A 25,017-nucleotide genomic window follows, 5' to 3' on the forward strand; every position below is an offset into this window, starting at 1 on the left:
TTAATTAAAAGCGAAGCGCTCTCAATATATTAATTTAGATTCCTGCCTTCGCGGGAATGACAAATCTTTTTAATTTGCAATCTGTAATTCGTTCCCAGAAATCCAAGTTTTATTTTCGTCGCCATAATACAGGTAAACTGTACTTGCTGGTGCTTGGTAATGGCCAGCAATATCTGCTTTAAGATCTAGCCTAATATTTTTGGTTTCTGAGGCTCTGAATTCGCGCCAATAAAACACGATATAGTTATCAAAAACTTCGTAGTATGCTGCTTTATGTTCTTCTAATAGCTTTTTTAGTTGCCAAGGTTGTGCCGTTGTACCAGATGGAATACCAATAATAGCTGTGGTCATTGCAAGTGGTTCTGCTTTTGTGTTGGTGACTGCAATAGTGAAACTAACATTGTCGCCAACCGCATAGTCGTTTTCTAAGATGGTAGTTTCGAGCTGTAAAGGACATTGGTAAGAGCTGTTGGGTAACGTGCTATCCCAAGTTAGGTTTAAACTGTATGGAAATTGAGTTTTTGGATTGTTAAATTTAACGACTATGTTTTGCTTTCCGGTTGTTAAATAATATTCAATATTTCGGATCGTAATTTTTCCATCTGTTGTGACTTCTAGTTTTCTTTTTAATGATTTGCTATTAATCATTAAGGTAATGCTATCATTTTCATTGATCATTTTCTGATTTTGCATCTTTGTATAATTGATTAGTGTTTTTAAGGCCATTGCAGTGGCTTGTGTAGAACCAAATCGGTTATACTGTCTTTGTTTTACCAAATAATCAATACCTTTTGCAATTAAGGTTTCATCTAATGTGGCTTCTCGCATTAATGCCAATAAAGTTAGTGCTGTGGTTTCAATATTTTTTGATCTTCCATAAGATCTTGTAATAGTATTTTCTACTGGCAATTCTTCAAAACCAAACTCGTCTATATTGCTTTTAATTTTTTTCATTAAGATTTTAGCATTTTCGGTTTTGTTGAGGTTATAACTCGTCATAGCCAATAAAGCCATTTTATAAGTATCATTACTTTTAAGAGCATCATTAAAAGCTGTGGTATATTCTAAAGAGAGATCTGCTTTAATATTTGCTTCGCTTAATGCGTAAATGATATAGGCATTGGCAACATCAGATGGTGAACTCGCAAAACTATCATAACCCTTTTCACTTTTCTTAAATCCGCCTTTGCCATCTTTTCTACTGAGTAACCATTGTACAGTTCTATTAATCATGTTTTGATTTACGCCTTCATAAATTTCTTTCATTTCTGTGAATTCTAAAATGCCGTAAGCGGTTAAAGTTTCGTGAGGAGGTGTGTTACCAAACCATTCAAAACCACCTTCTGAGGTTTCAAAACTAATGAGTCGTTTGTATCCTTTTTTGATAAAATCCATTGCTTTGGCTTCAATTTCTGGGTTACTTTTTCCTGATGCTTTCAAATATTTTAAAACCATGATATTAGGATATGTAGATGAAGACGTTTGCTCAAAACAACCATGAGGCTCACGAATTAAGGCTTCAATTCCATTCATTACATCACCAATCACATCTGTATAAATATTGAATTCTGCAGAAAGTGAGTTTTCAACCACATGGTTAAGTTGAAATTCAAAACTTTGAGATTTTGAATCCGATAAAGATAATTCTGTTGGAAAGTATGGACTTATAATGGTGGCTTGCTTTTTTACCACGTCCTTATAATTTTCAGACGTTGTACGTATGAGAATCTCAACATCTTCGCCTTTTTCTATGGGAATAACTTTAATGTTTTTTGTAATAGCACTATGGCTATCAATAGTAACGCAATCTTTAAAAGGTTCTACTAACTTTAAATGTTTGGGAAGTATAATTTCTAATTGAGTATCTAGTGTTTTTTCGGTGTCATTAGAAATAGTAATTGGTAATGAAATGATGTCATTTAAAACCATATAATTAGGTGCTTTAAAACCTACATTCAACATTTTTTTGGTTGCATATAATTTATTTTGTTTACCAACAAGCCCATTGTATCCTATACCTTCCGCTATAATTTTAAAAGATGTGATAGCATCAGAATTATAGAATTCTAATTCAGCAATGCCTTCGCTGTTGGTTTGCACAACCGGATTCCAATAAATGGTTTGTCTAAAATCTGTGCGCTCTTCTGGTAGTGCTGTGCCTTCGTATTTTGGCATATAAAAGGTGTTTGGTTCATTTACATTTATGGTATTATAATTATAGAATTGATGTATGGCATAGTTATTATATTTATGGTTGTTTAATCTCTTTTTATTGCCATAACTTAGTCCGTCTTTTGTAGAAATGACGATGACTCCATAAGCGCCTCTACTACCATATAACGAAGTGGCTGCAGCATCTTTTAAAAAGGTAACGGAAGAAACTTGGTTAGAATCTAAATCTGCAAAAACGGATTCCTCATAAGGTACACCATCAATAACAATTAAAGGGTCATTGTTTCCAGAAAGTGATCCAATACCTCTCATTCTTACTATTGGCGCACTACCTGGTTGCCCATTTGCATTCACAATATTTACGCCTGCAACCTTACCAGATAATGCATTAATGACAGAATTAGTGGTGTCAAATTGTTCCGCATTAATATGTGCAATAGCACCAGATAATTGGCTCCTTTTCATTGTACCATAAGCAACGACCACAACTTCTTCTAGGCTACTATCGTCTTGTTCTAAACCAATATGAGCTATGGCATTTTGTTTAATCGGTTTCTTTAATAATTTTTCGTTTTTTATAAACGCTTTAAAACCATCCTTGTTTTCTGAATTATTATTTTCTGTCTCATTGCCATAAGTACCTTTTTGTAAGGCTGTTTTTGTTATTGTTAACCTTTCTCCATTGTCCTTATAAGCCAATAAAGTAAGGTTGCGGTTTTTATGATATTTAAAATTAAAGGAACCGTCTTTATTAGTCTTAAACACAAGAACTTTGGTGCCTTTATCATCAAAGAGCAATAATTTGGCAGTCGTTGGTTGCCCTTTTTTATTTAATACGACTCCTGATTGAATGGCACTTTGTTCTGGAAGAAATTGAGCATTGTTTAATGTTACTTTTGGCTCATCTATATAGGAGCGCCAACCATGTGTTAACATTAAAAGATCTAAGGCTATTTTGTTTTTTGCTTCTTTAGGATTGAAATAAAAATCTGGTTTATGAATCTTTCCTTTTAATTCTGAAGACAATAATAGATAAGACAAAATATGATCTTGTTTATCATCTGCAAATGAGAGTAATTTATGATCTGCTATGGCTAGAGATAAATTGGCAGGAATTGGCTTATTTTTACTGTCATAGGTTCTAATTATAAGCTTTGCCTTTTCTCTAGTTTGATATGTTTCTTTATCTAAAGTAAGATCAATATGCAATTGCTTGTGCGAATTGATGAACACCAAACGCTCAGCAAAGATGCTATTAAACTCATTTTTAATGCTAAATTTTGTAATTCCTATTGGATAATCTTCAGTGTTTAATATCACATTTTTTTGGTTAGAAATTTTCTTCTTTTGAAGGATGCCGTTGGCATTAGAAACTTCTAAAAATAAATTTGTAGAATAGGTTGAAAATAAATTAATCCGAGTCAGAAGAGAATCCGATGTTACTGAAAACCGAACACCATTATCGTGAATTTTTGGAAGCGGAATTAATGCTTCGTCAATAAAAGGTGCTGTGAGTTGAGCAAAATATGATGTTCCCTTTTTAGGATTAAAATGGAAACTTCCCATACCATCGTGATAACTTTCAAAATTTGAAACTATAACATGGTTTTCGTCTAAAATGTTTCCTTTTACATCTACGGGTTTTCCAAATTCATTAAGTGCTTTAAAAGCGACTTTGTTTAAGGTGCCAGCTATTATTTTTCCGCTTTCGGGTAAAAATTGTAAGTCTATGGTATTTAGAACAACAGGTACAGCTCTAGAAATAGACTCTGTGGTGCCTTTATAATCTACTAATACATTTAAAACAACATCTGAGGAGTCTAAATTTTCTGGTAACGTAAAGGTTGGTTTAAGTTGCCCTTTTTGGTCTGTAATTTCGGATTTAGTAATAATGATGTTTCCCTTTACACTAACTGTGTATGTAATGTTAGTATGAGCTAGAGGATTATTTTTTAAATCTTTTACTTCAAAATTAGAAATCACTTGAGACGATTTTCCGTAACCTTCTTTTTCAAATTTCAAATTCATTAAAAGATTAGGTTTTACCACTTTTTGTACTGTGATTTTCTTAGTAAAAAAAGCTTCATCGCCAAAATTATTCATCCAGTTGGTGTAACATTTAAGCGTGTAGATGCCGCCAACCCAATTTTTATCAATATCAAAATCGCCATAGGCATAGCCTTGTTTTATGCTTAGAGTTAACGATTTTACAACGGCTCCTTTAGGCGAAATAAGTTCTGCATGCATTATATCACTCAAAGTAGAAATGGTATGGTCTGTGCCAACTACATAAGATTTAAACCAGATAGTTTCACTAGGAAAGTAGAAAGGTCTATCGGTTTGTGTGTAGATTTTTTCTAATGGATTATTAATGGCTTTGTATGCTTTGAAGGATAAAAATGATAAAGCAAGGCAAACTATTACTGTTAGAATTTTGATGTGTTGTTTTATATAAGTCATCGTTATTATATTTTAAGTTTTGCTCTAAAACCAACTTCCGAAATTATTGGTGTGTTAAAGAAGTTGAGGTTATTGCCAGAGTTCGTATCAAAAAGAGTTGAAAACGGTGTTGCGCCTTTATATTTGGTTATTGTGAATAAATTTGTAGCATACAATCCGATTTCAAACTGTCTAAAAAAGGCATCATATTCTTGTGCGAAATCATAAGAAATTTCGATTGTTTTAATGTTGAAAAAACTAGCATCTTCTATCGCAGTTTCTGCAACACCATCAAATCCATATCGTACAAAACGGTTGTTTTCAATACCACTTGCTGCATTATAAAAATCTACAGATGTGGTATTTGGTGTACCTTGTTCTGTGACACCATTAAACACGTAGTTTGTGATTGATCTTTGATCTGCAGATTGTTGAGATGTTCCAAAATAGTTGAGAACATTTTGTGTGCCATTCCAAACATCGCCACCTTTTTGGTAGTTGAAGGCTAGATTTAGTTTTAGTTTTTTATAGTTAAATGTATTAGAAAATCCGAGTGTAAAATCTGGCGTAGGATCACCAATAATTTGTTGCTCAGCAGCAACAATAGGATAACCATTAGCATCAATAACAATATTGTTTTGTTGGTCTCTTTGGTATGCTGTACCTACAATGACACCTGCAGGTTGACCAACAATTAGGTTTTTTGAAACGGAATTAAAACCTGCAATAGGAACTCGAGAATCGGTATGATAAAGTTCGTCTACCTTAGTATTGTTTGTAAAAAATCGTAGTCTAGGAATCCATTTTATGTCATCGAAGTATTTATAAAACTCAAGATTGAATTCAAAACCTTTATTACTAATATCTGCTATGTTTTTAAGTGCAAAATTGTCGTTTTCTAAAATAGGAAAGACGCTACCTTCTGTTTGAGAGCCAAAATAACTGGCTTCAAAATCCCAGTTAATACCTAAAGCATAGAAGCCAATTTGCGCATTAAATGCATAATCGTGTTTGTTTTCTAAATCTATACTTTCGTTTGTAAATAGGTCTGCATTGCTCGTATACGTTAAACTTTCAGAAGGCGATATCCTTAAACTATTTTGGCTTTGATTCGTGTAGAATAAAGGTAGTCCGCCAACATCAAACGCACTACTTGCGCTTAAATTGATGTACCGAAAATCATAAATATTGATAAGATCTAATACATCTATGCTTAAAATAGATGTTGGTAAAAACCACTTATTTCCTTGTATTGATGATACATAAGAATCAATACTAATACTTAACTTAGAGCCATGAGAATACGAAAACTCTACAAATTGTTTTAGCCTCAAAATATGTTGATAAAGGGAGTTGTTTACTTCGGTTGTATTATTGGGATTTGAAAATGAAAAATCACTAAATCCTTCAGATTCTATAAATTGATACTTAAGATTTTGATGACTATAGGTTGTACCAGAATTTAGATTTAGGTTAAGTTCTCCTAAATCGGTCTCGTAATCTAGAATTAGCGTTGCATTAAAAGTATTTCTATTAATTTGCTTCTGGCTTAAATAGCCATTTTCAAATCCAACTGTATTCGCGACGGCTCCAAAACTTTGTTCGTTTTTAGTGATTTTATAGTTTATATGACTACGAATTTTGAAATCATCACTAGGCTCTATTTCATTTTGAAGACTAACCACAAATAAATCGTTGGCATCATAGTTCTTGTGATGATTAAAAAGCCATTCAGGATTGTTATAGTTTAATGGACTAAAACTTCGTTGTGTATGGTCTGGCAATAAACTGCCTTGAGAATTACTAAAGCTTTTAGGTGTGATCCAAGAATTTAAAAGCAGATTATTTGTAAAACCATTAATATTGGGTTGGTTGTTGTTACGTTTTCCGTATTTAACAAAAGTGTCCCAATTTAGTTGACCTGTTTTATACTTTGTGGTTTTAAAACTCAGCATAACCTCGTCTGTTTTGTAGCGTTCACGTCCAAAAATGTCTTCAGAATTTTTGTTTGTGTAGTTAAGGTTGGTACGCCAGTTTTCAGATTCTACATTGAGGTTAAAATTTTGAGATCTATTGATGGTAGTATTAAAAACAGAGTTGTTGTAAGATTTCGCCTTTTGTCCATTTCCATTACCTAAAGCTACTAATTGACCATTAGCATCAAAATTGTAGTCAGAACCGTCAAATTCTAGATGTGTTAATTCAGGACCATAAGAAAAATAGTTACCAGTTTCTGGTCCTAAAAAAGTTAGTTCGCCATTTTGTGCTGCACCTTGACTAAATTTTGTTTGTAAGTCTGGTAAGTTATTATCCTTTACAAATTGAAAACCTAAAGTTGAATTTAAAGCAATTTCAAAGTATATATCAGGATCAAAATAGGTTAGATTAACTGCATTAGGTTCTATAGCAATCGCCTTAATGCGCAACAAAGAATTATAGTTGTTTTTTGTATTATAACTGTATTTAGAGTCTTCAATATTGGGTATTTTAAATTCGTTCTTTTTTATACCATTTACAGCACTAGCGTAGGCATCAGTGTTTATTGGTTTAATAGGTATTCTGGTAACAAAAACAGTATTTTTTGCGCCAAACATACTTGCTGTTACTTTAATTTCTCTTGGTGTCATACCTATGTAATTAACAACTAGAACATCGCCAACTAAACATGAAATACTGTAATTTCCATCAAAGTCTGTTGTAACACCATTACTTGTTCCTTTAACAATGATTGATGCACCTGGTAATGGTAATCCATCTACTTCTGTTGTTAACACACCTGTTACGATACCTTCTTGAGCAAAACTAAAGAGCGGTATTAAAAAGAAGATAATTAAAGTTTTTAAAGCAGTATTATACATGAGTAAGCAAGTTGGTTTACTCAAATGTAAGTTTGAAGAAGATTGTTATAAATACAGAATGAGTGAACTTACCATTTCAATGAGTAAAGTACACTAAATATAAAACCTTGCTTTTCACAAAATGTGAAGAAGCAAGGTTGTAATCTAATTAATTAAAAAGGGAAGTACTTTAATCGTCTATCAATCTAGAATCCTGCTTTTGCCAGAATAACTAAGTAGACAATGCAGTTATTACCAGAAGCTAAAGACAAACGACGTCTATAAACTAATATTGCGAGCCATCATGCTTACCAACTTCAAAACCATGTTTGCCTAAATATTGGTTGCCACTTTCAACAGCACCTTCTTCAATATTAGTTCCCATAGAATCATTCCAACGATTAAGGTAACCGAAGAGTGAAATAACACCCAACATTTCTACAATTTCGCCTTCGTCCCAATGTTGGTACAAGCGCTCTTTTATTTCGGCATTTACAGCATTTGGGACTTGACTTGCTGCTAAACTAAAATCTAAAGCAGCACGTTCTGCTTCAGAAAACGCTGCGTGTGTTCTATAGTCCCAAATGTTATCTAGCTGTTCTTGCTCAGCGCCATAACGTTCGGCTGCTCTAATGGCATGTGCTTGGCAATATCTGCAACCGGTTGAATTACTACTTACCCAAGCAATCATGCGTTTTAGAGCAGACGTTACACGACCTTCGTTGGCCATGACGGCTTTATTTAAATTTATAAATGCCTTGCTAATCGCAGGTCTACGTTGCATGGTTAATACGGAATTTGGACAAAATCCAAGAGTTTCATTAAAGAATTCTGCTAATTTTTTAGTTTCTAAATCGTGTTCAGCAGACAATGGTGTTACTAATGCCATAATTGTTGTTTTTAGTAGTATTTTTGAATGAACAAGATAAGAGTTCTAATTTTTAAACGATAATAAAATGGCTGATAAAATCACAACACACTGGAAAGGCAACATGACTTTTGAATCTGATAATCCAAGATGGCCTTCAATAATGATGGACGCTTCTGAAGAGTTTGGAGGCACAGGCTCTGGTATGGCGCCAAAAGCAATGATGCTATCCTCTTTAGCAGGTTGCTCTGGATTAGATGTTGTATCTACACTGAATAAAATGAAGGTAGAAATAGATGATTTTAAGATGGAAGTGTCTGGAGAATTAACAGATGAGCATCCTAAAATTTACCATACTGTAACTGTAGATTATCATTTTTATGGTTCAGATTTAAACGAGAAAAAATGCGAACGTGCTGTTAATTTATCCGTAGAAAAATACTGTGGTGTAATGGAAATGTTTAGACAATTTGCAACTGTAAAAACGGCAATTCACTTTCATAATAAGTAATTTATATACAGATTATTTAGTATCTTAATCTTAAAAAAAGCGATGAATTTTAATAAAATATCACTAAGACCATTGCAACGTATGCTTGCGTTTGGTCTATTAGCATTCGTATTAATCGCTTGTTCTTCAGAAAATACTACAGCAGATACAGATGATGAGCAAGGCACTACTGATGACGATCCTATAATAGATGATGAGCCTTCAGATCTTGAAGAGCGTTTCGTCTTTGGAAACAATTTGGTTATAGAACATAGTTGGGATACAAGCGGTTGCGACAGTCCACCTTGTAGTACTAACCAAGATAACTTAAACGCTGTTTTTGATGATACTCTGCCCAACCAGCCGTATTTTTATATGGAAGATGATGAAGAAGAGTTGAATCTTGTTTGTCAATTAGAGAAAGGACGACGTGTAGAATTTAAGCAAATTTCTGAAGGACCATTAACGTCTTATGCTAAAATGGAATTTGAAGGCGTATATTATAATATACCAGATGGCGGCATGACCATAGCACAGGTCCATAATAGAGGCGGAAGTTCTAATAAACCGTTTTTTAGACTTGAGCTTCATGACGATAAACTAGAAACCGTAATCCGTAAAGATCCCGAAGTAAGTTCTAGTGCAACCACATTTAGCAAAATAGATTTTCCATTTGTAAATAATGGAGCGTATACACAATTTCCGCTTAATGTCACTTTAGAAAAAAATAATGGTGTTGTAAGCATTATGGTTATGCAAGACGATGTTGTTCTTATTAATGAAGATTTTGAAGCTGACCCAACGACCAATTGGGTAAATGACTCAGGAATTTCTAATGGATATTACTTAAAAGCAGGCTTATATAATGCAGCGACTACACATACAGAAAATTTAACGCTTGGATATACCACCTTTAAGTTTGAAACTGATGATCATAACTAATTAAAACCGTTAGAGTTAAAATAATGCGTTGGACACTTGAACCAAAACCAGATACTGCTCAAGTCGCAGAAATGAAAAATGCACTTGGTGTTGATGATATAGTTGCAACTCTTTTATTGCAACGTGGCATTGATACGTTTGAAGCTGCCAAAACATTTTTCAGGCCAAGTTTTAGTGATCTACATGATCCGTATTTAATGAAAGATATGGATGTGGCTGTTGCTCGAATAGAACAAGCCATAACAGCAGGAGAAAATATCATGGTTTATGGCGATTATGATGTAGATGGTACTACTTCTGTTGCTTTAATGTCGTCGTATTTAAAAACAAGAATTGATTCGGTCGCCACCTACATTCCAGATCGTTATGACGAAGGTTATGGAGTATCATATAAAGGCATTGATTTTGCAGACGATAACGATTTTACGTTAATTATAGCCTTAGATTGTGGCGTAAAAGCCATAGATAAGGTCGCTTATGCCAAAGAAAAAGGAATAGATTTTATTATCTGTGACCACCATAGACCAGGCGATAAAATTCCAGATGCAGTAGCCGTATTAGACCCAAAACGAGAGGACTGTGATTATCCTTTTAAAGAACTTTGTGGCTGTGGCGTAGGTTTTAAATTAATAACGGCTTTAGCAGCAAACCAAGGACAAGCAGCTGAAGATTTAGTAGCCTATTTAGATTTGGTGGCTACAGCAATTGGTGCAGATATTGTGCCTATTGTAGATGAAAATAGAGCATTGGCTTATCTTGGGTTACAAGTTATAAATACCAATCCAAGACCAGGAATGAAAGCTATTATTGCTGAAGTAAAAAAGGATATTCTAACCATTACAGATGTCGTTTTCATAATAGCACCACGAATAAATGCAGCCGGAAGAATGAAACATGGCAACCATGCTGTAACTCTTTTAACTGAAACTGATTTTAATTTAGCAGCTGAATATGCTGTAGATATTGACCAATTTAATACAGACAGAAGAGAAACCGATAAGCGCATTACGCAAGAAGCTTTAGTTCAAATTGAAGAAAATAACGAGCAAGAAGGCTTTACAACCGTTGTGTATGACGAAACTTGGCACAAAGGTGTCATTGGCATTGTTGCTTCGCGCTTAATAGAAACCTACTACAGACCAACGTTAGTGTTCACAAAAAGTGGCGATAAATTAGCGGCTTCGGCACGCTCAGTAAAAGGTTTTGATGTCTATAATGCCTTAGAAGCATGCTCAGAGCATATAGAACAATTTGGAGGTCATAAATATGCAGCAGGCTTAACCTTACTACCAGAAAATTACGACGCCTTTAAAGCCAAATTTGAAAGTGTGGTAAAAGCAACGATAGACCCAAAATTACTAACACCAGAACTCAAAGTAGATTTAGAAATAGAATTAGGCGAAATCAATGATAAATTGATGCGTATCTTAAAGCAATTTGCACCTTTTGGACCAGGTAATATGTCGCCAACTTTTATGTCTCAAAACCTAAAAGATACGGGTTATGGAAAATGTGTTGGCGAAGATGATAAACATATTCGGTTAACTGTTACACAATCTTTTAACGATAAGATAGTTTGTATTGGTTTTGGTTTAGGCGACAAAATAGATATTATTAAAACGAAAAGACCATTCAGTGCTGCTTATGCTATTGACGAAAATCATTGGAATGGAAACGTGAGTTTACAGTTGAAACTGAAGGATATTAAAGCCTAAGAATACCATTTAAGGTATTTAAAATCAATTAATTACAAAATATAGTTGATTATTTTTTTGATAAATCATTAAACATGAAACATTTAATCTGTACACTTTTCATATGCTATAGTCTGCTTTCAATGAGTCAAAATCTTGTTCTTAATCCTAGTTTTGAGGATTATAAAAGGTGTCCGGAAATTATTGGGCAATTCAGTAGAAATGTAACTGGTTGGTCTATTCCAAATTTAGGTTCCACAGATTTTTTTAGTACGTTTAGCAAAGCTGTTGGTTCTCATAATTATATTGGTTATCAAATGCCCAAAGACGGCAAATCTTATGCTGGTTTTTATGCCTTTTCACCAGATAACTATAGAGAATATATTCAAGGAGAGTTAAATGAATCATTACAAAAAGGCAAAACTTATACGCTGACTTTTTATATAAGTTTGGCGGAGAATTCAACAGACGCTCTAAAAGGTATTCAGGTTTTATTTAATGAGCAGAAGTTGGTATTATCTACTAAAAGTTTTAAAGCCATTTCTGAAACCTATATTAACCCTAAAAAACAAACGAATAAACGTTTTCGTTTATATTCTATAGATTCTGAATTATTTTATAATGATAGAGTTAATTGGACAAAAGTTTCCCTAGAATTTATTGCTGAAGGTTATGAAACTCATTTTTCAATAGGAAATTTTAATAATAATAGAAAGACTGAACTTCAAGAAATATTAAAAACGACTAAAGTTAAACATCAATTTTCTTATTACTACATAGATGAGGTTTCAATTGTACCTTCAGAAAAAGAAGAGATGGAAACGGAAACCACAGAAATAGTTAACATTCCAAAGCTTAAAACCAATGAAATCTACACGTTCAAAAATGTATTATTCAACATTGACAAAGCTGAATTGTTAGAAGAATCTATAGAGGAACTCAATCAATTATATTCACATTTAAAAAGCAATCCTAGTTTTAACGTAGAAATTTATGGACACACAGACAGTTTAGGTTTAGAAAATAGAAACAAAGAATTGTCCGAGGAACGTGGAAAAGCTGTGGCAGAATATTTAATTTTACAAGGTCTAAATACTTCGAGAATAGAATCTTTTGGATTAGGAAGTTCACAACCAATTGCATCTAATGATACAGAAGAAGGACGGCAACAAAATAGACGTGTAACCTTTAAAATAATTGAGTAGAAATTGGCGAAAAACGACCCTTACGCAGCATTAAGAATCAAAGAATTCAACATTTTTTTATTAGTGAGATTTGCCCTAGTTTTTGGTTGGTCTATGCAGTTTGTTGTGATTGAATGGCAAGTGTATGCCATGACTAACGACAAATTGAGTCTTGCAATAATAGGTTTATGTGAGTTTTTACCCGCTTTTTTTCTTGCACCTTTTGCTGGTCATATTGCCGATAAAAAGGAAAAACGAAATCTTTTTGCACTATGTATTGCGTTGTTTTCTTTAATAAGTTTTGGATTGTTTTGGTTGACGTCTAATCAAATTGAATCTTCTTGGTCAACGAATACTATTTTATACAGTATCTATAGTTTGGTGTTTTTTGGTGGTGTTTTACGAGCATTTTTTGGTCCAACCATTTTTTCATTAATCGGATTACTTGTCCCTAAGAAAATTTATCCCAATGCGGCAACATGGAGCAGTAGTACTTGGAAAGGTGCAAGTGTGTTTGGAGCATTATTGGGAGGGTTTTTAATCGCGTGGATTGGAGTACATTACACACTAGGTATTATATTCTCTTTGGTAATGTTATCTCTATTATTAGTGTTTGGTATTACTAAAAAGCCTATTCTAAACCAAGGAAATACGGAAACCGTAAAAGAGAGCCTTAAAGCAGGACTCAACTTTGTATTTAATGATAAAGTGGTGTTAGGAGCCCTAACCTTAGATATGATTGCGGTTTTGTTTGGTGGTGCTGTTGCTATTTTTACAGTTTTTGCAAAAGATATTTTAGATGCAGGACCAAAAGGTTTAGGTATTTTACATGCAGCATTATCATCTGGTAGTATCCTAACCATGTTGGCAACAACATATATTCCTATTGCAAAAAGCACAGGAAAAAAATTACTGATATCAATTTTTGGTTTTGGTCTTTGTATGATAGTTTTTGGTGCTTCAAAATTTATGTGGCTTAGTGTTTCGGCCTTGTTCCTTGCTGGTGTTTTTGATGGGATTTCTATGGTTGTACGTCAAACCATATTACAATTAAAAACGCCAGACCATATGAGAGGGCGTGTTGGTGCTGTTAATTCTATGTTTGTTGGGTCTTCTAACGAACTTGGTGCTGTAGAAAGTGGCATCGCAGCAAGACTATTTGGTGCGCCATTAGCCGTAGTGCTTGGTGGTACTGTAACACTTATCGTTGTTTCTGTTATAGGACTTAAGAATAAACCTTTAAGAACACTAGATTTACAACAAGATATTGAAGAGCACGAAAAAGAAAGTTAATTTATAAAAAATCACTATCTTTAATTAATTAACACCGCAGATAATGACACTAGTTGCAAAGAAAAAGGCTCTAATTCAATGGATTTCATCAGTTAAAGATCCAGATATTATTAATCAGATTTTTGAGTATAAAGCGATTAAAAACCAAAGTTTTAAAGAAGAGCTAAAAGATGCGATATCTTCTCAACAATTAAAAGAAGAAACAACAGCATATATAAAGTCTTTAGATTGGAAAAAGTAACCGTTTACTATAGACCTCAGGTAACAACATATATTAATGAATTGGTCTATACTCTTTATAAACGTCATTACTTCGGTTTTATGGAAGATGCTATCATCTACAAAGATAAATTGATAGATTTTATTGAAAACAATATTTCTAATTTTCCATATAAGAATACACCTTTAGCATTAGCGCATTTTGGAAGTAATTATATATTCTACAATAGTACGAAGAGAACAACTTGGTACATTTTCTTTGAAAGAAGTGATCGTGACTTTCTTGTAACTTACATTTCCAATAATCATCGCCCTATCTCAGAGTTTCTAAAATAGATAGTTTATTTATATTTCTTCAACTCAAAACTAGTTCCATCAAAAACACCATAGGTGTAATACTGAATCCAATCGCCAAGATTGATGTATTTAGATGTTTCGTTGAGGTCAATTTCAAGCGGTAAATGTCTATGACCAAAAATGAAGAAATCTCTATGTTTGTCTTCAAGTTTACGTTTGGCATATTGTGCTAACCACTCGTTAGCTTCACCTAAAAATTTGGCATCATCATCGCCAGATATCATTTTATTTTTAACAGACATATATTGCCCAATTCTAATACCAATATCTGGATGCATCCATTTAAACAACCACTTAAAAAAAGGATTGGTAAACACTTTTTTCATGCGTTTATAACCTTTGTCTTTTGGCCCTAAACCATCACCATGACCAATAAAAAAGGTTTTGTCGTTAAAAGAGAATTCTTGAGGTTTATGAAAAACAGGAATGTTTAATTCGGTTTTAAAATAATCCTTCATCCATAAATCATGATTTCCTACAAAGAAATAAACTGGGATTCCGGAATCTGTAAGTTCAGCTAATTTGCCCAATGTTCTTGTAAAGCCTTTTGGGACTACGGTTTTATATTCAAACCAAAAATCAAACAAATCGCCTAAAAGAAAAATGGCAGCAGCATCGTCTTTAATCTCATCTAACCAAGCCACAAATTTTTTTTCACGCGGTTTCGAGGCTTCAGGTGTTGGTGCACCCAAATGATTATCTGATGAGAAATAAATTTTCTTTCCTTCAGCAAGTGTTATGTGATGTGGTTTATTCATTATCCGAAGCGTACCATTCAGCAAATGAAGATGTAGTTTCTGAAAGTTTTAAAGCGTGTAATTTTATAGTTTCTGGTAAGCGTTTTTTAATTTTTTCTGCAAAATCAATTACCATCATTTCACTTGTTGGTTGATAATCTACTAAAAGTACATTGTGGTCTCTTGCTGCTAATTCTTTCGCTAATTCTACGTGTGGTGTATTTTTATTAAAAACAGTCGCATGGTCAAAAACATCAACAATTTCTTCTTTTACAATTTTCTTTAAATCGCCAAAATCTATGACCATACCATATTTTACATGGTTAGTATCAGAAATTGGTTGTCCAATAACAGTTACGTTTAAATGATAACTATGTCCATGAACATTTTTACACTTTCCATCGTAACCGTAAAGTGCATGTCCTGTTTCAAAAGAAAACTGTTTTGTAATACGAATTTTGCTCATTATCGTCTTTTATTTCGGTTATAGAAGTATATAATAATAAGCACTAATCCTAAGATTAGGAATAAGCCGTTTCCGCCTAAAAAGCTAAGAATATCCATAAAGTTAATTTAATTATCAAATATTAATCAAATTTAAGTCTTTTGAGCAAGAGGAATAAATGTTTTCCGAAATTTTATGATTAATGGTAGTCCTCGAGCTATCATCCACAGTGTAAATGCTATAAAAATGCCATATAGTTTGTAGTTATGAGCATCTGTCCAATAAATTACAGGAATAAAAATCACTAGAGTAGAAAATAGCAAGACGTTTCTAAGGTATTTCATTTTACCTAGTCCTTTAAAAACACCATCAAAAATAAAGGCTAAAGCACATAAGGGTTGCATAGCTAATACAATCCAAAATACGCTGTAGAATGCTGTTAAAACGTTTTTATCGTTACTGAATAGACGACCTAAAGGATAATAAAATAAAGCACCAATTAATCCTATAAATAGGCCAACGAAAATGCCATATTTTATAAGTTTATTACTCAATTCTGTAAGTGTCTTATAATCTTTTGCACCATACAGTTTACCAGATAAAATATTTCCAGCACTAGCATAACCATCAATAAGAAACGCACCAAAAAACCACAGATTTATGGCAATAGTATAAGCTGCAATGTAATTTTCGCCATATTTGGTTGCAAAGCTAGTCCCAAAATATAAAGCAGCATTTAAAGCTAGTGTTCTTACAAATAAATTAAGAATCATCAATGAAAAACGTTTCATTTCGTGATTAAATGGAAATGAAACCAATAGCGGAATATTAGTTTTTTTAAGCAAATAATAAGCCGAAAGGATCGCCATAATAATTTGAGCACTCACACTGGCATAGGCAGCACCTTCAATATGTAAAGCTGGTATTACACCTTGAATTCCATAGACCAATACAAAGTCTAAAATAATATTTGATACAGCACCAGAAATGGCAATTAGCATTGGGTAATAGGTGTTTTGAAGACCTCTAAACGTCCCAAAAACGGCAATGGTAAAAAGGGTAAAAGGGAAGCCAAAAACGCGAATTTGATAATAATCTATGCAAAAATCTAAAATGCTTCCAGATGCATTGTAAAGCTTAAAGATTTGTGATGCTAATGGAAAGGAAATAGCAATAATAATAAGGCTTAAGCTTGTAATGACAAATATAGCTTGTGCTGGTAAGTTTTTTACAGCATCTACATTACCTGCTCCTAAGTATTGAGAAATGATGGAAGAAATAGAACTGCGTGCTTGTCCTAAAACCCAAATAAGCATGGACATAAAGGTACTCACAATACCAATTGCGGCTAAAGATTCTGTGGCATTGAATTCCATATTACGAATTATAGCCAAATCGGTTAACGACAAAATGGGCTCAGAGATTCCGGCAATAATAGCAGGAATGGCTAGTTTATTAATCTGTTTTAAGGTTATACTCACAATACCAATTCGTAACAATGAAAAGGGTATTCACTTTGTTTTGGGAAGTAAATATCGCCTAATCGTTTATAGCCGCGAAGTTCGTAAAACTTTTGGTTTCTTTTGTTTTTAGAAAAGGTATCTAATCTAATAGAGGCATAACGGTTTGTAATGGCAAATTGTTTGGCATAGTTCATAAGCTGTTGTGCATAGCCTTTACCCTGAAAATCTGGATGTACAGCCAAACGATGAATATAAATATTGTTTTTATTTGAAGTTAACCATTTTATAGACTGATACTCTACATCCATCGTGGTTGAGATTACAATTGTACCGATAATGGATCCTTTAATTTCTAAGACAAAAAGTTCGCCATGCTTTAAGTCGGTTTCAAAAGCTATTTTGTTGGGGTAATGTTCGTTCCATTGGTAAATGTTATTAACTATCATAGCATTAGCACAAGCTTTTGTTAATGCTAAAATGGATTCAATATCTTTTTCTTTCGCTTTACGAATCATTTTTAATGTTTATTTTTGTTTAAAATTATTACAAGATGAAAACGATATTAGTTCCTGTTGGGTCTTCAAAAAATGCACAATCACATTTACAATACGCTGTAGATTTTGCAAAAGCTATTGGTGCAAAAGTTTATGTTGTTCAAATATATAATGTTTATACCAAAGCAGGTACTATGATAAAGATAGACCCAATTTTAGAGGCCGAATCTAAATCGTTTTTAGAGTCACATGTCGCTTCAATAGACACTAAAGGTGTTGAGGTGATTATTAGAACATTTAAAGGAAAGTTGATTGATACATTAGAAAAAGTATGTGATGTATTGCAGGTAGATTTATTAGTTTTAGAACCAAGAACTAACTCTATAAAAGAGGAGGTCTATTTAGGTAAAACTTCAGGTAAGATTATTAAGCAAACTCAAATTCCGGCTTTAATAGTACCTGAAGGGTATGTTTTTAAACCATTTTCAAAATTATTGTTGGCTGTAAAATCGGCAATTATCAAAAAGGAGAATGTATTATACCCTTTAAAATCTATTAAAGCGCAATTTGAAGCTAGTATAGCATTACTATTAGTGAAAACGCCACATCATAAAGAAGAAGATTTTGATGTTAATGAAGCGTTGCAATCCATAATTTCTGACACTAAAAGAGTAGATAGTCCTACAACTTTTATGGCATTTTTAGAACATTATAAAGAGAACAATCCAGATTTACTTTGCGTCGTAAGACGAAAGAGAGGTTTCTTTAAAAAGCTTTGGGAAAAAAACACCATTTTAAAGAAGGATTTTCATAGTACTAAAATACCTGTTTTAGTACTAAGTGGTTTAAAATAATAAGATCTATAATAGATAATAAAAGCATCTTGAGTTCATGCTTTTTAAAAGTGGTCTATTTAAAAAATAAGGACGTGCTTATCTAATTTTCAAATGCTACTCAATTTTGTTTTTGTAGAAATGCTACACAGGCATTAATTGTTTCTAACAACGCTGTTGTGAGTTGGTCTTTATCCCAAGGGTGTTTTGTATTAAAGACGTGGTCCGCGTTATTTATTATTTTTAATTCACTATTAGAATTCCATTTATGAAGTGCTTTCCCTTCTTCTAGTTTTACAGAAGTATCATTAGAACCGTGAATTATTAAATGCGGAATAGATAATCGTTTTGTTGCAGATTCTATATCTAAACGCGCTTTATGGATTATGAAATCTTGATAAAACTGATAGTAATGCGGCATTTGTTGTTTAGTTCTTCCGTTTACAATGTACGTAACACCGTTGTGTTTCCATGCTTCTAAATTGCCAATAGTTGCTGTGCGTTTAGCAAAATCACTTACACTTGCTAAAGTAATAAGATTAGTAATTCTATCATCCTCAGCAGCCTTTAGTATTGAAATACCACCTCCACGACTATGACCAATTAATGTTATATGTTTTGTATTAATTTTAGAATGCGCTTTGAAATGGTCTTTAACCCATGTGATAATATCTGCTAAGTCATCGAGTTCTTTAGTGTAATTATTATTACCGAAAGCATCTAAATCTGGAAAATCAATAGGGTTTTCCATGGTACCACCATTATGCGAAAAATTGAATTTTATAAAACAAAATCCTAATTTAGAAAAGGTTTCTGCCATAAGATTCCAACTGCCCCAATCTTTAAAACCTTTGTAACCATGGCAAAAAATTACAATGGGTTGATTATCTATTTCATTAGAATAAAACGCATCAATTAAAATTGGTTTTTTGCCATCTCTTGTTAGAATTATGTTTTTATCAATCGTCATGAGTCAAGTTCTTTTTCAATAAAATTAAGCTTAGGGTCGCAAATTTCAGTAATTAGTTTTTTAAGTTCAATTTCAAAATTATCTAAAGTCTCTTGTGTAATTAGTTGATCTGAAGATTGTGAATTTGGCCTGGTTTTTATTCCGAATTTTAAGAGACCACCTTTAAGGTTTTTAAATGAAATAATACCAGCTTCTATAGGTAACTCTAAACGATTTTGTTTTTTCATCATGTAAGCATAACATAAGATCTGAAAAGATTTACTGTACTTATCATAATCTGTAGTAAGGTCTTCCCAGTCTACAATTTCTACATGAGATTTCTGTACTTTACCTGATTTATAATCAATAACTCTAGGCATTCCATTAAACATATCTACGCGATCTACCTTTCCTTTGAGTTTAACAGGAAAGTCTAGATCTTTGATTTTTATTTCAATTTGTTCATCAGCTTCAATTGAAATTATTTTTATTTCGTTACCATTTTTAATGCTTTGTATTTCTTGATCAAGAAAATTAGAGATGTAACGTTGGGTAATTTCAAAAATAATAAGGCTTTTACCTTTAGAAAAACCATCTTTATTGTATAGCGCTTCAAAGTGCCTTGTAACCGTGTTTTTTGTTTGTTTTTTAAACGTTTTAAGATGTTCAATAGTTAATATTGACCCTTCTAAGGGTTTGTAGAAATCTTCTAATGTATTATGTATTACAGACCCTAAAGTATTGGCTGCAATGTTTTCTTCAACGTCTTCAAAAGCTGTAATGCCCAATACTTTTTCGTAATAAAAGTCTATAGGATTTCTAATATAGTTAGTTAATGATGAAGGAGAATAGCCTTTGTTAGATAGTATTTTTAATTCTTCAATTACCGTTGGTGTTTTTGTGATTTCAATGCGTTTTTGATCTATAATTGGAACTGTTGGCGAACTAACTTTGTGTTGTATGTTATGTAAGTTTTCTATTTCTAATTGTGTAATAAATCTACTTTTTTCACCACCTTTTAAGGCATCAACTTCGGTGTTATAGAGTATGTAAACATTTTTTGCACGCTGTAATAGTCTATAAAAATGATACGTATATACAGCATCTTTTTCTATATAAGTTGGTAATTTGTTTTCTATTTTTAAATCGAATGGAATAAATGAATTATTTGTTTTACCTGAGGGTAAAATCCCTTCGTTTACAGAACTAATAATTACAGTTTCAAAGTCTAAAACACGAGATTCTAACATACCCATAATTTGAAGTCCTTCTAATGGTTCACCTTTAAAGTCTAAAGTTTCTGAAGCTAATAATTCTTTGTAAATAGATTGTAAAGCATCTATAGAGTTGAGGTATCTATATTGGTTATTTAAGGCCGTGAGCTGATTAAATAAGGTGTTAAATCTATAGAGATATTCAAGTTCGAGGTTATGGTTTAGTTTGTCATTTTCAAAATTAGATTTCATTTTAAAAATGAGTTGATGACATTGTTCTAGCGCTAAATCGGGTTGATTGTTCCAAGATTTAAAAAGTAGGTCTATATGGTCTAAATGCAAATTAACAATTTGCTTAATCTCAAGGTTGTTAAGATATACGATATTATTTTTTTGAATATGAGCTATGATATCACCAGCACAATTAGTGGTGTTGGTTTCAAATAATGGATAAACAGAAGGGTGTGAAAGTATACCTATTATGTCTTTATAATAAAATTGTTTAGGGTTGTTTTTGTGTATGGTAAATAAATGATCAAAAAACGAAGCCAATGGTGCAAATTGTAAGGGCAATCCCATGGTTACGTTCAGTTTTTTTATATCCTTTGGAATAGAATTTAATACAGGTAATAAAAGTTGTTCTTCTCCAAGTACTACTGCAATATCGGATAGATTTTGCTTGCCACGTGTTAATTTTTCTAATATGTCACCAATGTATTTGGCCTGTCCTACCAGTTTTGGTACACCAACAATTTGTATGTTTTTTTGTGGTTGAGAGTAATGGTCAGTGATCCAATTGAAAGGATGTGTTTTAAAGTAATCCCATGTTGTCCTATGTTGTCTTGTAAAAGCGCCAGCGTCATGAATACTATCGTCTATAAATGTCTTGTCGATATCCCAATAGATATGAGCAGATAGTTTTGTAAGTATGCGTTGTATGATTGTAGATTCTGAGGTATTAAGTGCATTAAAACCTAGGAAGACATGAGTTTTTAAGTTTATATTTTCTATATAAGATTCAAGATTGTCAACTGCTGTTCTGTAGATTAAACCTTGATACCCTTGCTTTGTTTCAATAAGTTGTTCTGTAAAATGCTTGTAATAATATTTGAGACGTTTCCAAAATTTTAAATGATTGGCAATAAGTTCAGTTTGATTGGTTTCTAAAGACCAATGATTTAGTATTTGAATGTCGGTTAGGTAATCAAATATATGCTCTGGTGAAATGAGATAACGATCAATTTCATTAAAATCTTGTATTAAAATGGGAGCCCATTTTGTGAAGGATTCAAATGATTCTTGGTCATTTTCATCAGTGATATGTTGATATGTTTCATAAAGTCTAAATAATAGATCAGTATTGGGTAATGTCTGCAAGTCAGCTAACTGTTCTATAAACTCTTCTATACTTAGAATTTTTGGAGTAAAAATAGGGGTGTCTATTAATGTAGAAAGGTGATGTTTAAGAAAAACACCAGCACGTTTACTGGGAAGTATAAATTGTAATTCTGCTAGATTGTAATTCTTTTTTTGAAGATCTAGTAATACTGATTTTATAAAACTTATCATGTTATAAAAATAAAAAACGCTCCGAGAATCGGAGCGTTTTTGTGCAATATTTTAGAGTGTTTGTTTGTGATTAGTTTTTCAACTTCACTTCAACACGTCTGTTTTCTTTTCTACCTGCAGCTGTTTTGTTGTTAGCTATTGGAGAATCTTCTCCGAAACCAGCAGAAGTTAATCTCTCAGCGCTAATACCATTAGAAATTAAATAATCTCTAACTGCATTTGCTCTTCTTTCAGATAATGCTTGGTTACTTAATTTAGGACCTTGACTATCTGTGTGACCTTCAATTGAGAAATCAGCTTGAGGATACTCCTTTAAAATCGCTGTCATCGCTTGTAATACTTGGTCAGTAGACTTTTGGAAACTAGCTTTACCAGACTGGAATAAGATTGTTCTTGCATATTCATTTAAAGTCTTCATTACTTCTTCAGTTGGCTTAACTTCAGGACAACCGTTATTTGCAGCTGTACCAGCTTCGCTAGGACACTTATCGTCTTTATCTAAGATACCATCACCATCTGTATCAGGCCAAGGACATCCGTTGTTAGCAGCAGGACCTGCTTCATTAGCACATTTGTCATCTTTATCAGCTACACCGTCACCATCAGCATCAGGACAACCAGCTAAAGTTTTTAAACCAGCTACTTCAGGACAAGCATCATCTTTATCCATTACACCGTCACCATCAGAATCAGGACAACCGTTAAATTCTGCTAAACCAGCAGTGTTAGGACAATCATCTTTAGAATCTTGGATACCATCGTTATCAGAATCAGGACAACCGTTAAAAATTTCTAATCCAGCTTCTTCAGGACAAGCATCATCTTTGTCATAAATACCATCACCATCAGTGTCAGTACCACCAAACTTAAATGTAATACCAACTGAATGTTGGAAATGTTTGTTTGTGCTATTTTCAAAAGCGTGCTTGTACGTAGATTGTAAATTAATACCTACTTGCTCAGAAAGCCATACGTTGAAACCTAAAGTACCATTTAATGTACCAGCTCCAGAATCGTCTAACCAAGTGTAACCACCTCCAAGACCTACATAAGGGTCAATTATTTTAGAGTTAATTACTTCCATTAAACTGTATGATACTCTACCATCTAAACCGTAATAGCTTAAGTCATCTACAGAGTTAGTTGTTTCTACTCCTGTAGTTGCATCACTAAAAGAACCAATTTTGTCAATTTTATTTAAAGAACCTGTAGCTGTGAACGTGAATCCATCACTTAGGTATCTTGAAACAGAAATTGTAGAAAGTGATGGGAATACATTCCAGTGATCCTCTACATTAAAGTACTCGTCAAAATAATCTCCTTGTGGAGCATCTTCTCCAACTGGATAAAAGTCAACAGCGTTAGCTCCAACTGTTATAGCCCATGGATTGTTTTTGTCTTGAGCATTAGAAGTGCTAAAACTTGCAATAAGCACGGCAACAAAAAATAATCTGCTAAGATTTTTCATATTCTAATTAATTTAAATTTTAAGTGTTAATTAAACGCAAAAGTAAGTTGTTAAATGTTATTAACAAAACAAAATATATAAAATTATTGCTATTATACCTTAATATTTCATGTTTGCATCTGTTTTAAATTACTTTCAATGACTTTCCTACTTTTATAAAGGCTGCTATAGCTTGGTCTAGTTGTTCTTTATTATGTGCGGCTGATAATTGTACTCTAATTCTTGCTTTTTCTTTTGGTACTACTGGGTAAAAGAAGCCAATGACATAAATGCCTTCTTCTAGGAGCATATTTGCCATATTTTGAGATAGTTTGGCGTCATAGAGCATTACTGGTACAATGGCAGAGTCTCCATCGACAATATCAAAACCAGCATCTTTCATACCTTTTTTGAAATATTTGGTATTCCATTCTACTTTATCTCTTAAAGAGGTGTCATTTTTTAACATATCAAACACTTTTATGGATGCACCTACAATCGCTGGTGCTAAAGAGTTTGAAAATAAATAAGGACGCGACCGTTGACGTAAGAGTTCTATAATTTCTTTTTTAGCGGTAGTATATCCACCCATTGCGCCACCCATTGCTTTTCCTAAGGTTCCGGTAATGATATCTATTCTGCCTAAAACACCCTTCTCTTCTAATGTTCCGATTCCTGTTGCTCCAATAAAACCAGTGGCGTGACATTCATCTATCATGACCATAGCATCATATTTATCTGCGAGATCACAAATTTCATCTAATGGAGCTACTAAACCATCCATAGAAAACACACCATCCGTTACAATAATTTTGAAACGTGCACCATTGGCATTGGCCGCAATTAATTGTGTTTCTAAATCTGCCATATCATTATTTTGGTAACGATATCTTGCTGCTTTACATAATCTTACACCATCAATAATTGAAGCATGGTTTAAAGAATCTGAAATTATAGCATCTTCCTTAGTTAAAAGCGGTTCAAAAACACCACCATTAGCATCAAAAGCTGCTGCGTATAAGATAGTGTCTTCTGTGCCATAAAAATCGGCTATCTTTTGTTCTAACGTTTTATGTATATCTTGCGTGCCACAAATAAAACGGACAGAAGACATCCCAAAACCATGTGTGTCCATAGTGTCTTTTGCTGCTTGGATAACTTCGGGATGCGAAGACAATCCCAAATAATTATTAGCGCAAAAATTTAGCACGTTTTGTCCAGTATTTAAGGTGATTTCAGCACCTTGTGGAGAAGTAATAATACGCTCTTGCTTAAAAAGACCAGCTTCTTTTATAGATTCTATTTCTTCTTGTAAGTGATTTTTTATGTTTCTGTACATGGTTGTAAATTTTGATTGTTTTGCAAAGGTAC

General features: G+C 33.0%; 19 protein-coding genes. 8 read left to right on the forward strand and 11 right to left on the reverse strand.

The window, feature by feature from the left end:
* Positions 1–69 precede the first annotated feature (69 nt).
* The 3 genes from HNV08_RS01465 to HNV08_RS01475 form a co-directional block, all read right to left on the reverse strand.
* Positions 70–4,632 (reverse strand): TonB-dependent receptor plug domain-containing protein, encoded by a 4,563-nt coding sequence (locus HNV08_RS01465; protein WP_173279333.1) that lies wholly within the window; start codon positions 4,630–4,632, stop codon positions 70–72.
* Between the two features lie 5 nt (positions 4,633–4,637).
* A complete protein-coding gene (locus HNV08_RS01470) occupies positions 4,638–7,469 on the reverse strand; it encodes a carboxypeptidase-like regulatory domain-containing protein (RefSeq protein ID WP_173279334.1) in 2,832 nt (943 codons plus the stop codon).
* Between the two features lie 265 nt (positions 7,470–7,734).
* On the reverse strand, positions 7,735–8,337 hold the full coding sequence (locus HNV08_RS01475; RefSeq protein WP_173279335.1) for a carboxymuconolactone decarboxylase family protein: 603 nt from the start codon (positions 8,335–8,337) through the stop codon (positions 7,735–7,737).
* A gap of 67 nt (positions 8,338–8,404) precedes the next feature.
* Between HNV08_RS01475 and HNV08_RS01480 the strand changes: the two genes are divergently transcribed.
* The 7 genes from HNV08_RS01480 (at position 8,405) to HNV08_RS01510 (ending at position 14,474) form a co-directional block, all read left to right on the forward strand.
* Positions 8,405–8,827 carry an OsmC family protein gene (locus HNV08_RS01480; RefSeq protein WP_173279336.1) on the forward strand — a complete coding sequence of 141 codons (423 nt, stop codon included), beginning with the start codon at positions 8,405–8,407 and terminating at the stop codon, positions 8,825–8,827.
* A 42-nt stretch (positions 8,828–8,869) separates the two neighbouring features.
* The gene (locus HNV08_RS01485) at positions 8,870–9,748 is read left to right on the forward strand and encodes a polysaccharide lyase family 7 protein (protein ID WP_173279337.1); all 879 of its coding nucleotides are present in this window, start codon (positions 8,870–8,872) and stop codon (positions 9,746–9,748) included.
* Positions 9,749–9,771: 23 nt separating this feature from the next.
* A complete protein-coding gene (gene recJ / locus HNV08_RS01490) occupies positions 9,772–11,463 on the forward strand; it encodes a single-stranded-DNA-specific exonuclease RecJ (RefSeq protein WP_173279338.1) in 1,692 nt (563 codons plus the stop codon).
* A gap of 122 nt (positions 11,464–11,585) precedes the next feature.
* A complete protein-coding gene (locus tag HNV08_RS01495) occupies positions 11,586–12,647 on the forward strand; it encodes an OmpA family protein (protein WP_173279339.1) in 1,062 nt (353 codons plus the stop codon).
* A 3-nt stretch (positions 12,648–12,650) separates the two neighbouring features.
* A complete protein-coding gene (locus HNV08_RS01500; protein WP_173279340.1) occupies positions 12,651–13,919 on the forward strand; it encodes an MFS transporter in 1,269 nt (422 codons plus the stop codon).
* A 43-nt stretch (positions 13,920–13,962) separates the two neighbouring features.
* Positions 13,963–14,160: a hypothetical protein gene (locus tag HNV08_RS01505; protein WP_173279341.1), complete on the forward strand. Its 198-nt coding sequence runs from the start codon at positions 13,963–13,965 to the stop codon at positions 14,158–14,160.
* Entirely contained in the window at positions 14,148–14,474 is a 327-nt protein-coding gene (locus tag HNV08_RS01510; protein WP_173279342.1) for a hypothetical protein, read from the forward strand. The genes HNV08_RS01505 and HNV08_RS01510 overlap by 13 nt, the downstream gene beginning before the upstream one ends.
* A 5-nt stretch (positions 14,475–14,479) precedes the next feature.
* Here HNV08_RS01510 and HNV08_RS01515 read toward each other — a convergent pair whose 3' ends face one another.
* The 4 genes from HNV08_RS01515 to HNV08_RS01530 all read right to left on the reverse strand — a co-directional run bounded on the left by HNV08_RS01515 (position 14,480) and on the right by HNV08_RS01530 (position 17,655).
* Positions 14,480–15,253, reverse strand: coding sequence for a UDP-2,3-diacylglucosamine diphosphatase (locus tag HNV08_RS01515; RefSeq protein WP_194241959.1), 774 nt, complete (start codon positions 15,251–15,253; stop codon positions 14,480–14,482).
* On the reverse strand, positions 15,246–15,698 hold the full coding sequence (locus HNV08_RS01520; protein WP_173279343.1) for a 6-pyruvoyl trahydropterin synthase family protein: 453 nt from the start codon (positions 15,696–15,698) through the stop codon (positions 15,246–15,248). Before HNV08_RS01520 ends, HNV08_RS01515 begins: the two co-directional genes overlap by 8 nt.
* 131 nt (positions 15,699–15,829) lie before the next feature.
* The gene (locus HNV08_RS01525) at positions 15,830–17,158 is read right to left on the reverse strand and encodes an MATE family efflux transporter (protein ID WP_317170186.1); all 1,329 of its coding nucleotides are present in this window, start codon (positions 17,156–17,158) and stop codon (positions 15,830–15,832) included.
* Positions 17,155–17,655 carry a GNAT family N-acetyltransferase gene (locus HNV08_RS01530; protein WP_173279345.1) on the reverse strand — a complete coding sequence of 167 codons (501 nt, stop codon included), beginning with the start codon at positions 17,653–17,655 and terminating at the stop codon, positions 17,155–17,157. Before HNV08_RS01530 ends, HNV08_RS01525 begins: the two co-directional genes overlap by 4 nt.
* A gap of 35 nt (positions 17,656–17,690) precedes the next feature.
* Here HNV08_RS01530 and HNV08_RS01535 point away from each other — a divergent pair, with 35 nt between their 5' ends.
* Positions 17,691–18,488 carry a universal stress protein gene (locus HNV08_RS01535; RefSeq protein ID WP_173279346.1) on the forward strand — a complete coding sequence of 266 codons (798 nt, stop codon included), beginning with the start codon at positions 17,691–17,693 and terminating at the stop codon, positions 18,486–18,488.
* A 100-nt stretch (positions 18,489–18,588) separates the two neighbouring features.
* Here HNV08_RS01535 and HNV08_RS01540 read toward each other — a convergent pair whose 3' ends face one another.
* The 4 genes from HNV08_RS01540 to kbl form a co-directional block, all read right to left on the reverse strand.
* Positions 18,589–19,437, reverse strand: coding sequence for an alpha/beta hydrolase family protein (locus tag HNV08_RS01540; protein WP_173279347.1), 849 nt, complete (start codon positions 19,435–19,437; stop codon positions 18,589–18,591).
* Complete coding sequence (locus tag HNV08_RS01545; protein WP_173279348.1) at positions 19,434–22,199, reverse strand: PD-(D/E)XK nuclease family protein; 2,766 nt, start codon at positions 22,197–22,199, stop codon at positions 19,434–19,436. Before HNV08_RS01545 ends, HNV08_RS01540 begins: the two co-directional genes overlap by 4 nt.
* A 70-nt stretch (positions 22,200–22,269) precedes the next feature.
* Positions 22,270–23,667, reverse strand: a complete 1,398-nt coding sequence (locus tag HNV08_RS01550; RefSeq protein WP_173279349.1) for an OmpA family protein — start codon at positions 23,665–23,667, stop codon at positions 22,270–22,272.
* A 124-nt stretch (positions 23,668–23,791) separates the two neighbouring features.
* Positions 23,792–24,985 carry a glycine C-acetyltransferase gene (gene kbl / locus HNV08_RS01555; protein WP_173279350.1) on the reverse strand — a complete coding sequence of 398 codons (1,194 nt, stop codon included), beginning with the start codon at positions 24,983–24,985 and terminating at the stop codon, positions 23,792–23,794.
* Between the last annotated feature and the right edge of the window lie 32 nt (positions 24,986–25,017).

Source organism: Winogradskyella eckloniae (assembly GCF_013249045.1).
Classification (GTDB): domain Bacteria; phylum Bacteroidota; class Bacteroidia; order Flavobacteriales; family Flavobacteriaceae; genus Winogradskyella; species Winogradskyella eckloniae.